A 9,288-nucleotide genomic window follows, 5' to 3' on the forward strand; every position below is an offset into this window, starting at 1 on the left:
GTCGGCGATACCGGCGGTCATCGTGCGGCGAGGATCGATCAGCGCCACCTTCATCTCGGGCCGTTTTTCCCGGGCCGCGGCAACGCGCTGGTAGAGCACCGGGTGGCACCAGCCGAGATTGGAGCCGACCAGCACGATCAGATCGGCAAGCTCCAGATCCTCGTAACTGCCCGGCACGGTGTCGGCGCCGAAGGCGCGGCGATGGCCGGCAACCGACGAAGCCATGCACAGGCGCGAATTGGTGTCGATATTGGCAGAGCCGATGAAGCCTTTCATCAGTTTGTTGGCGACATAATAGTCCTCGGTCAGCAACTGGCCGGAAACGTAGAAGGCGACCGCGTCGGGGCCGTGCTCGGCAATGGTTTGCGAGAAAGTCGAGGCGACGAGGTCGAGCGCTTCGTCCCAGCCGGTGCGGCGACCGTGGATCTCCGGATAGAGCAGCCGGCCGTCGAGATCGATCGTCTCCGCCAGCGCCGAGCCCTTGGAACAGAGCCGGCCGAAATTTGCCGGATGGTCTGGGTCGCCGCGAACGGTTATTTCGCCATCCGCGGTGACCTTCGCCAGCACGCCGCAGCCCACCCCGCAATAGGGGCAGGTGGTCCTCACCTCGCGCGCTTCGTCGATCTTCATGCTCAGGCCGCGCGGCTGGCCAGCGCTTCCAGCGCAATGAACAGACGCTCGCCCTCGATCCGCACCGGAACGGTGCGCACCGCACCTTCATCGGCGCCGAGCGCCTTGCCGGTCTCCAGCGAGATCACCCAATTGTGCAGGGGACAGGTCACCGCCGCGCCGTGGACGATGCCCTGCGAGAGCGCCCCGCCCTTGTGCGGACAATGGTCCTCGATGGCGAAGACCTGGTCCTCCGCGGTGCGGAAGACGGCGATCTTGCCTTGCGGCGTGGCGACGCAGCGCGCGCCGCGGCGCGGAATGTCCGATATCGAGCCGATTGATACCCAGTTCATCTGCCTCATCCTTTGCGCGTGTTCTTAACCGAAAACCGGTTTCCACTTTTCGGGAACACGCGCCTACTCCGCCGCCTGAGCGAAACCGACCGAAGCCATCGGCCGGAATTCGTGCTTGTCCTTGCCGGAAACGCGCTCCGACCACGGGTCGACCTGCGCGAATTTCTGCGAAAAGACGAAGCGGTCGAAATAGGCCTTGCGCTTCTCGCCATCGTCCATGATCTGGCGCTTGATCTCGGCGATGCCGATGCGCTTGGCCCATTTGTAGATGCGCTCGAGATAGCGGCCCTGTTCGCGATACATTTGCGTCAGCGCCACGATATGCTCGAGCGCTTCGTCCTCGGTCTTGACCAGGCCGAGCACCTCTGTGCCCTTGATGTCGAGGCCGGCAGCACCGGCGAAATGGATTTCGTAGCCTGAATCGACGCAGATCACGCCGACATCCTTGCAGGTCGCCTCGGCACAGTTCCTAGGGCAGCCCGAGACCGCCATCTTGACCTTGGCGGGCGTCCACGACCCCCACATGAATTTTTCGATGCGAACACCGAACCCCGTCGAATCCTGCGTGCCGAAGCGGCACCAGTCCGAACCGACGCAGGTCTTCACGGTGCGTAGGCCTTTGGCATAGGCATGGCCGGACACGAAGCCGGCCTGACCGAGGTCGGCCCACACCGCCGGCAGGTCTTCCTTGCGGATGCCGAGCATGTCAATGCGCTGTCCGCCTGTAACCTTGACCATCGGGATCTCGAACTTGTCGACGACGTCGGCGATAGCGCGCAGTTCGGCGGCATTGGTGACGCCACCCCACATGCGCGGCACCACAGAATAGGTGCCGTCCTTCTGGATGTTGGCGTGAACGCGCTCGTTGATGAAGCGCGACTGGTAGTCGTCGGCATACTCGTCCGGCCAGTCGCAGACGAGATAGTAATTGAGCGCCGGCCGGCATTTGGCGCAGCCGCAGGAGGTGGTCCATTCCAGTTCCTGCATGACGGCGGGAATGGTCTTCAGGCTCTTGGCCTTGATCAACCGGCGGACTTCGTCATGGCCGAGCGTGGTACAGCCGCACATCGATTGCACAGCCGCCGGATTGTATTTGTCGCCTATGGTCAGCGCCATCAGCTTCTCGACCAGACCGGTGCAGGAGCCGCACGAAGCGGAAGCCTTGGTGTGGGCACGCACGTCGTCTAGCGACGTCAGGCCCTTGGCCGTGATCGCGCCGGTGATTTTTCCTTTGCAAATGCCGTTGCAGCCGCAGATTTCCGCATCATCCGGCAAGGCTGCAACGGCCGCCATAGGGTCCAGGGAGGCACCTCCCTGGTATGACTGGCCGAAGATAAGGGTGTCGCGCATTTGCGATATGTCGGTCTGCTTCTTCTTGAGGTCGTTGAACCACGCGCCGTCCGCCGTCTCGCCGTAGAGCACGGTGCCGATGATGCGGTCATCCCTAAGCACCAGCCGCTTGTAGACGCCGGCGGCGGCATCGCGCAGCACGATCTCCTGGCGGTCCTCGCCCTCGGCGAAGTCGCCGAGCGAGAACAGCTCGATGCCGGTGACCTTGAGCTTGGTCGGCGTGTCCATATGGACGAAAGCCGCCGCCTCGTTGCCGGCAAGCTGGCTGGCCGCGACGCGCGCCATCTCGTAGAGCGGGGCGACCAGCCCGTAGACCTGGCCGTTGACCTCGGCGCATTCGCCGAGCGCGTAGATGTTGGGATCGTTGCTGCGCATGCCGCCGTCGACGACGATGCCGCGGCTAACGGCAATGCCGGCTTGTTTCGCCAGCGCCGCATTCGGCCTGATGCCCACCGCCATGACGACCAGCGTCGCCGGGATGATGGTTCCGTCAGCGAGTTCCACCTGCTCGACCTTGCCCTTGCCTGTGATCGCCTGGGTGTTAGCTTTGGTGATGACCTTGATGCCGCGTTGTTCGACGGCGCGCTGCAACAGATGGCCGGCAGCCGGATCAAGCTGGCGCTCCATCAACGTCGGCATGACATGCAGCACGGTGACGTCCATGCCTTGCGAGTTCAAGCCCGCCGCCGCTTCCAGCCCGAGCAGGCCGCCGCCGATGACCACGGCCTTGGCCCGCGACTGGGCGGCAAGCAGCATGGCCTGGACGTCGTCGAGATCGCGATAGGTGAGCACGCCCGGCAGATCGTGGCCGGGCACCGGAATGATGAAAGGCACCGAGCCGGTGGCGATAACGAGCTTGTCATAGGGCTCTGTGACGCCGTGGTCGGAGGTTACGGTCTTTGCCGTCCGGTCGATGGCGACGATCTTGTGGCCCTTGTAGAGGGTGATGCCGTTGGCGATGTACCAGCCGTCGCCGTGGATGATGATCTCCTCGAAGGCCTTCTCGCCGGACAGCACCGGCGACAGCATGATGCGGTCGTAATTGACCCGCGGCTCGGCGTTGAAGATGGTGACGACGTAACGGTCCGGTGCCTGTTCGAGCAGGTGCTCCAGCATCCGCCCGGGCGCCATGCCGTTGCCGATGATGACGAGTTTTTCGGTCATTGAGCTACTCCGCGGCTTCGACGAAGCGGTGGCGTTCGTAGAGGAACTTCAGCACCGCCTCGCGGCAGCGCAGGAAGGTCCGGTCGGAGGAAAGCTCGACGCGGCGGCGCGGCCGGACCAGCGGCACAGGAAGCACCTCGCCGATGGTCGCCGCCGGACCGTTGGTCATCATGACGATGCGATCGGATAACAGCACCGCCTCGTCGACGTCGTGGGTGATCATGATCGTCGTCGAGCCAAGCCTCGAATGGATATCCATCACCGCGTCCTGCAGATGGGCGCGCGTCAGCGCGTCGAGCGCACCGAAGGGTTCGTCGAGCAGCAGGATCTTCGGCTCCATGGCCAGCGCCCGGGCGATGCCGACGCGCTGCTTCATGCCGCCCGATATTTCGGCGGGGCGCTTGTCCCTGGCATGCGCCATCTGCACGAGGTCGAGATTGCGCATGATCCAGTCGTGCCGTTCGGCCCGGCTCCTGGTGCGGCCGAAGATCTTAGACACCGCCAGGTTGATGTTTTCGTAGACGGTGAGCCATGGCAGCAGGCTGTGGTTCTGGAACACCACCGCGCGTTCAGGACCGGGGCTGTCGACCTCCTTGTCTTCGAGCAGGACCGCCCCGGCGGACACTTTGGTCAGCCCGGCGATCAGGTTGAGCAAGGTCGACTTGCCGCAGCCGGAATGGCCGATGATCGAGACGAATTCGCCCTTGTCGATGGTCAGCGGGATGTCTTTCAGCACCTCGCTGACCTGGCCGCCGCGGGTGAAGGATTTGTCGATATGGTCGAGTTTCAGATAGGCCGTCATTGCCCTCTCCTCACTTTGCCGTTGTGCCGCGAATGACGAAGGCGCCGACCGCCGCGACAAGGCGATCGAGGCAAAAGCCGGTGATGCCGATATAGGCGAGCGCAACGATGATGTCGGGCAGCCGCGACGAGTTCCAGGCATCCCAGATGAAGAAGCCGATTCCGACGCCGCCTGTCAGCATTTCGGCGGCGACGATGGCAAGCCAGGACAGACCGATGCCGATGCGCAGGCCGGTGAAGATGTAAGGCGCCGCGGCCGGCACCATGATCTTCACGAAGAACTCGAGCTGGTTGAGCCTGAGGATGCGGGAGACGTTGCGATAATCCTCTGGAATGTTGCGGACGCCGACGGCGGTGTTGATGATCACCGGCCAGATCGAGGTGATGAAGATGACGAAGATCGCCGATGGGCTGGAATCGCGGAAGGCGGCCAGCGACAGCGGCAGCCAGGCGAGCGGCGGCACGGTGCGCAGGATCTGGAACACAGGGTCGAGGCCGCGCATCGCCCAGATCGACTGTCCGACCAGCGCGCCGAGCGCAACGCCGACGATTGCAGCCAGGCCGAAGCCGATGGCGACGCGCTGCAGCGAGATCAGCACCCGCCAGGCCAGTCCGATATCCTGCGGACCATAATCGAAGAACGGATGGACGATCAGATCGTAGGCCTCGTTCCATACCTGGCTGGGTGGCGGCAAGCTGGCGTTGGGCGACGAGCAGGCGATCTGCCAGATGACGAGCATGACGACGATGACGACTGCCGGCGGCACCAGCGTGCTTGCCAGCTTGCCGGCGATCGCGGCGGGATCGAAGCGGCGCCTCCCCTTGGCGGTGAAAGCTATAACCTCTGCGGGCTTGGCAGGCGTAGGGAACGCCTTCACCTTGGCGTCCTCGATGGCTTGGATAGACATTTTCGAAAAAAGCTCCTTGAGCATTGGAGTGACAGGCGGCGCCACTGGCGCCGCTTGCCGGCGACGTCAGGCCGATGCCTTGATCTTCAGGCTGTCGAGATAGGCGGACGGATTGGCCGGATCGAAGATCTTGCCGTCGAAGAAGGTCTCGACGCCGCGCGATGAAGACGCCGGGATGTCGGCCGCAGCGACGCCGAGGTCCTTGGCCGCCTCGCGCCACAGATCCTCGCGATTGACTTGATCGACCAGCGCCCTGATGTCGGTGGTCGCCGCGAATTTGCCCCAGCGGATGTTTTCGGCGAGGAACCAGCTGTCGTGGCTCTTGAATGGATAGGACACGCCGCCCTTCCAGAACTTCATGTGGAGGTCGGTGCCGGTGGCGACGCGGTCATTGCCGTAGTTGATGTCGCCCTTGAGGCGACCGATGATGTCGGCGGTCGGCACGTTCATCCATTGCCGCCTGCCGATGATGGCCGCCATCTCGTCCTTGTTTTCCATGGCTTCGCACCATTGCTGGGCTTCCATGACGGCCATCAGGATCGCCTTAGTGGCGTTCGGGTTCTTGTCAATGAAGGCGGCGCGCAGGCCGAGCGCCTTTTCCGGATGGCCTTTCCAGAGTTCGCCTGTCGTGGTGGCGGTGAAGCCGACACCCTGATGGACGAGTTGCTCGTTCCACGGCTCGCCGACGCAGAACACGTCCATATTGCCAACCTTCATGTTGGCGACCATTTGCGGCGGCGGCACGACGATGGTCGAGACATCCTTGTCGGGATCGATGCCGCCGGCAGCCAGCCAGTAGCGCAACCAGAGATCATGAGTGCCGCCCGGGAAGGTCATGGCGGCCTTCACCTCTTTGCCCTCGGCCTTCTTGGCCGCGAAGGCGTCCTTCAGCTTGGAGGCATCGAGGCCGACGCCGGTGCCAGCATATTCCTGCGCGACGGAAATCGCCTGGCAGTCGTAGTTGAGCCGCGCCACGATCGCCATCGGCATCGGCTGGTTGTTCTGCGTCACCTTGCCGGTATGCATCAGGTAAGGCATCGGCGTCAGGATATGGGCGCCGTCGATGCCGTTGGCTTCGCCGCCGAGCATCAGATTGTCGCGTGTCGCGCCCCAGGAGGCCTGCTTGAGCACCTCGACATCGGGCATGCCGAATTTTTCGAACAGGCCCTTCTCCTTAGCGATCATCAGCGGCGCTGCATCGGTCAGCGCGATGAAGCCTAGCTTGGCGCCGGTGACTTCCGGCGCTGCCGTCGCCGCATAGGCGCCGGACGGCAGCAGCGCGCGTGCCGCCGCCAGCGTTGCCGCGGTGGCCGCGCTCATCATCAGGAAATCGCGGCGCGTTACAGCCTTGAGGGCGGATTGGGTTTTGATGCGTTTCGTCATCGTCATCTCCGGTTGGGCGCGGCTTGGGATCTGCGCCGTCGATTGCGTCTTCGACCAAACAATAAAAGCCGCCGGCCAGGCCGCTGCGTCCGTTGATCCGGATCGCGTGTGACCTGAGCGGCAGCTTTGCCTGTGGCGCCCGCCATTGGACGCCGTATTCCGTGGCCTGAAGGCCTATGGATTACTATGCAGGAACCGTGCCAGCTGGAAGAAGCGGCGGATTAAGCAATAGAAACAATCGCGCGCGTGGGCGTGAAGGCTGGAGCGCCGGATTGTCGATGCTCATACGGCAGTCACGCCATTGTGCAGTAGCACAAATTTTGTGCAGTGCACGATAGTGCGCAAGGAATGCTCAACTCGTCGGCATCGCCCAGTCGCGGATAGCGAGATAGTCGTCGATCCTGTCGGGATCGAAGATGCGGCCGTCGAAGAAACCATCCGGACCAAGGACGAGGCTGGCGCCGGCCGAGCCCACCGGGGTGGCAGCGGTCAGGGCACCCTCGACCTTGGCGTTGGCTCCCGGCAGGGCGACGCCGAGCGGCTTCAGCGCTGCGCGATAGAGGTCGGGCCGGTAGGCGTCGCGCGCGAGCGCCATGTGGGCAGCGCTGTGCTTGATCTGCCCCCAACGGACCATCTGCGTGTAGAACCACAGCGCATGGCTCTTCCAGGGGAAATTTGCCGCCTTGCCGAAAGGCAGAAAGAAGTCCTCGACGGTCAGTTCCGCGCCGCCGCCCAACGCAAGATGTCCGGTCAGGATCGGCATCTGCAACGCCGGCGAAACGCCGAGGAAGGAAGGCTGCGCCATCAGCGCGGCCAGTTCGCCGCGGTTTGCCGGATCCTCGCACCAGCGCGCAGCGTGATGGAGCGCGCGCAGCAGGGCTGAAAGGGCTTCGGGGTGTTTTTCGGCCCAGGCCTTGCGCACGCCGACGACTTTTTCGGGGCTGGTCTTCCAGATAGCGGCCTTGACCGTGGCGATATGGCCGGTGCCGGCGACAACCGAGACGCTGTTCCAGGGTTCGCCGGCGCAGTAGCCGTCGATCCTGCCGGCGGCGAGTGCGTCGGCCATGAAGGGCGGCGGCACGATGACGATTTCTATTTCGCGCGACGGATCGATGCCGCAGGCCGCGAGCCAGTAGCGCAGTTCGAAATTGTGTCCGGAGTGCGGATGCACGACCGCAAAGCGCAGCGGGTCGCGACCGGCATTTGCCCGTTCACGGATTAGCGCTCCCAAGGCCTTGCCGGCTCGCGCCGGATCGAGGTCGGGCAAGGCGCCGTGCGCGGCCATGCCCGCCCAGACCACGTTCGAAACCGTGACGCAATTGCCGCCCAGTCCCAGCGAGAACGGCACGACCGTATCGGAGGCGAGTGGCGTGAGCCCCAGATTGCAGGCGATCGGCATCGGCCCCAGCATATGCGCCAGATCGAAATGCCCGATCGCGATGCGGTCGCGGATGTTGGCCCAGGATGTCTCGCGACTGAGCGTCAGGTCGACGCCTTCGCGCGCGGCAAACCCGATCTCGCGCGCTGCGACAAGAACCGCGCTGTCGAAGAGCGGTATGAAACCGGCATTGATCTGGTGTTCGGCCGCCATGCTCAACTCTCTCCGGGATCCAGAAGGCCTGCCGCCGTCACCAGGCTCTGCGCGATTTCGCTGATCTTGCGGTTCTGGTTCATGGCGGTCTTGCGCAGAAGCGTGTAGGCCGCGTCCTCCGACAGCCCGCGCGACCTCATAAGGATGCCCTTGGCGCGGTCGATGACCTTGCGGTCCTCCAATTCACTGCGGGCTTCTTCCAGTTCGCGCGCCATCCGCGAGAACGCGTTGAAGCGGCTGATCGCCATATCGAGGATCGGCTTGACGCGCTCCTGGCGCAGCCCGTCGACGACATAGGCGGAGACCCCCGCTGCCACCGCAGCTTCGATCGAAGCCTGATCCGACCGATCGACGAACATGGCGATCGGCCGCTTCACGACGCGCGACAGCTGGAACATGTTTTCAAGCATGTCGCGGTTGGGATTTTCGAGGTCGATGACGATTACGTCCGGTTCGATCTCGGCGATGCGCCGCGCTATTCCGGCAACGTCGTGAACGACCGTGACCTGCTCATGCCCGGCCTCCCGCAATCCCGCCTCAATGATGGAGGCGCGGATGTGGTTTTCGTCGATCACCAGGACGGTGAGGGATTTCCGGATCATGCCGCATTTTGCGCACGCCGCGCGATTGTGCAATGCGGCATGTTGAGAATTGCCGCAGTTATCGCTTCGGGGACTGCCATATGTTCGCGGAGCTGATCCGTTAAGCTTCTTTAAATACCATTCGTAGGGTCTACTTTGCTTTTCTATCGCCTGCGCTATCTTTCAGTTTGCGAATCTTGTCTCGCTGTCTAGAAGATTGGAGGTTTCCATGGATCGGCGATCATTTTTGACAGGAATGTTTGGCATTGCTGGGGCAGCAGCCCTTGCGAGCGCAGTTCGGCCCATCAACGCGGTAGCCGGCGGACCGGGCGCCCGAAGTGGCATCCTCGATGAACTCGACGCGCCGGATACGGAAGCCTTCGACGATGAAGATACTCAAGCGGAGCCGGTCCGCCATCGGCGGTGGCACCGCAGGCGGCGGCGCCGGCGGCGCGTTTGGAGAAGGATCTGTCGTCGTGTCTGGCGAAATGGCTTTCCGCGCAGACGGTGCTTTCGAAGGCGTGTTTGGGTTTGGGCCTGGTATTATT

The 9,288-nt window shown here is 63.4% G+C and carries 8 protein-coding genes; all 8 read right to left on the bottom strand.

The window, feature by feature from the left end:
* The coding region (locus EOA85_RS18935; protein WP_164759742.1) for a molybdopterin-dependent oxidoreductase at positions 1 to 630 on the bottom strand (630 nt) is incomplete at its 3' end.
* Positions 631 to 632: 2 nt separating this feature from the next.
* Entirely contained in the window at positions 633 to 962 is a 330-nt protein-coding gene (gene nirD / locus EOA85_RS18940) for a nitrite reductase small subunit NirD (RefSeq protein ID WP_127210746.1), read from the bottom strand.
* A 63-nt stretch (positions 963 to 1,025) separates the two neighbouring features.
* Positions 1,026 to 3,476, bottom strand: a complete 2,451-nt coding sequence (gene nirB / locus EOA85_RS18945; RefSeq protein ID WP_127210747.1) for a nitrite reductase large subunit NirB — start codon at positions 3,474 to 3,476, stop codon at positions 1,026 to 1,028.
* A gap of 4 nt (positions 3,477 to 3,480) precedes the next feature.
* Positions 3,481 to 4,278 carry an ABC transporter ATP-binding protein gene (locus EOA85_RS18950; protein ID WP_127210748.1) on the bottom strand — a complete coding sequence of 266 codons (798 nt, stop codon included), beginning with the start codon at positions 4,276 to 4,278 and terminating at the stop codon, positions 3,481 to 3,483.
* Positions 4,279 to 4,288: 10 nt separating this feature from the next.
* The gene (gene ntrB / locus EOA85_RS18955) at positions 4,289 to 5,185 is read right to left on the bottom strand and encodes a nitrate ABC transporter permease (RefSeq protein WP_127210749.1); all 897 of its coding nucleotides are present in this window, start codon (positions 5,183 to 5,185) and stop codon (positions 4,289 to 4,291) included.
* A gap of 66 nt (positions 5,186 to 5,251) precedes the next feature.
* Positions 5,252 to 6,568, bottom strand: coding sequence for a CmpA/NrtA family ABC transporter substrate-binding protein (locus EOA85_RS18960; RefSeq protein WP_127210750.1), 1,317 nt, complete (start codon positions 6,566 to 6,568; stop codon positions 5,252 to 5,254).
* A 352-nt stretch (positions 6,569 to 6,920) separates the two neighbouring features.
* Positions 6,921 to 8,159, bottom strand: coding sequence for a CmpA/NrtA family ABC transporter substrate-binding protein (locus EOA85_RS18965; protein WP_164759743.1), 1,239 nt, complete (start codon positions 8,157 to 8,159; stop codon positions 6,921 to 6,923).
* Positions 8,160 to 8,161: 2 nt separating this feature from the next.
* Entirely contained in the window at positions 8,162 to 8,761 is a 600-nt protein-coding gene (locus EOA85_RS18970) for an ANTAR domain-containing response regulator (protein ID WP_127210752.1), read from the bottom strand.
* Between the last annotated feature and the right edge of the window lie 527 nt (positions 8,762 to 9,288).

Origin of the sequence: Mesorhizobium sp. M5C.F.Ca.IN.020.29.1.1, assembly GCF_003997375.1 — a bacterium.
Classification (GTDB): Bacteria; Pseudomonadota; Alphaproteobacteria; order Rhizobiales; family Rhizobiaceae; genus Mesorhizobium; species Mesorhizobium wenxiniae.

What these genes read in the sequence shown, in the direction of transcription:
- nirD (WP_127210746.1), bottom strand. Translation starts at nt 962, where the DNA reads ATGAACTGGGTATCAATCGGCTCGATATCGGACATTCCGCGCCGCGGC.
- nirB (WP_127210747.1), bottom strand. Translation starts at nt 3,476, where the DNA reads ATGACCGAAAAACTCGTCATCATCGGCAACGGCATGGCGCCCGGGCGG.
- EOA85_RS18950 (WP_127210748.1), bottom strand. Translation starts at nt 4,278, where the DNA reads ATGACGGCCTATCTGAAACTCGACCATATCGACAAATCCTTCACCCGC.
- ntrB (WP_127210749.1), bottom strand. Translation starts at nt 5,185, where the DNA reads ATGTCTATCCAAGCCATCGAGGACGCCAAGGTGAAGGCGTTCCCTACG.
- EOA85_RS18960 (WP_127210750.1), bottom strand. Translation starts at nt 6,568, where the DNA reads ATGACGAAACGCATCAAAACCCAATCCGCCCTCAAGGCTGTAACGCGC.
- EOA85_RS18965 (WP_164759743.1), bottom strand. Translation starts at nt 8,159, where the DNA reads ATGGCGGCCGAACACCAGATCAATGCCGGTTTCATACCGCTCTTCGAC.
- EOA85_RS18970 (WP_127210752.1), bottom strand. Translation starts at nt 8,761, where the DNA reads ATGATCCGGAAATCCCTCACCGTCCTGGTGATCGACGAAAACCACATC.